Here is an 812-nt window from a genome sequence, read left to right as displayed (position 1 = left end):
AGATAAAGATCGTTCCAAATAGTCGTTTAGCAGAAGTAGTAGCCAAATTCCTAATACCTAATGAAAATGGCTGGTTTTCAACATATTTTCCAGATGCTCATTCAGGAGCAGTAAGTAATACACCAGAAAATAGAAGAAAATTGGAGTCACTTGGATATAAAGTTGCAGCATTTTCCAGTGAGGGGGTAATAGAGGCTATTGAAGATAAGCATGGTAATGTTCACTTTCAAAGTCATCCAGAAGCCCTTGTTGTGAAGTCAGATAAAAACCTCTATTTATCAAATCACAAGGAACGTCAAGTGTCTACACTAGTTGCTATAGCGATTATGAATGATTTTCTTTATCGTGCTTAATGGCTATAGCTTTAGGCTTACCGACGATTTGATAAACGATAGATTTGTCATGTATCCGTTCAGGCAATGGCGTCAACTTAAGGAAAAATATCAGCGATAGTGTATAAAATTTCTCTCCAAATTTTTTATCATTAAATTATCCAAAGAGTGCAAGGGACAGCACTTTTGTTTCTATTTTATTGCAACAAAAAAGTTTAAAATGTGTCTTTTTTAGGTGAGGCACGCAAAAAGGAAAAGATCTTATCTTACAAATTAAAAATGCAATATACTCGAAAACTTTTCAGAAAATCCATTGTGTTGAGTTTTACACGAACAAGAAAACTTCCTTTTTCGACAGTATTTTCTATGATTTTAAAGTTAGTTAAAAAAAGTTTGGGAATAGAATGTGAACTTATGGAGCCATTGACATGTACCCTCAAAGCAAGCTTTTTCTAAAGCAAGGTATAAGATTTGCCACAC

Annotated in this window: 2 pseudogenes; both read left to right on the top strand. The window is 33.9% G+C overall.

What is annotated here, in order from left to right:
* A pseudogene (locus WG67_RS08340) lies at nucleotides 1–353 on the top strand (glutamine amidotransferase); the annotation flags it as partial.
* Nucleotides 354–595: 242 nt separating this feature from the next.
* Nucleotides 596–812, top strand: a pseudogene (locus tag WG67_RS08335) (IS4-like element ISWosp8 family transposase); the annotation flags it as partial.

The sequence above is a fragment of the Wolbachia endosymbiont of Drosophila incompta genome (genome assembly GCF_001758565.1).
Taxonomy (GTDB): Bacteria; Pseudomonadota; Alphaproteobacteria; order Rickettsiales; family Anaplasmataceae; genus Wolbachia; species Wolbachia pipientis.
Note: the sequence above shows the minus strand (reverse complement) of the source record. Positions and strands in the feature narration are given on the sequence as shown.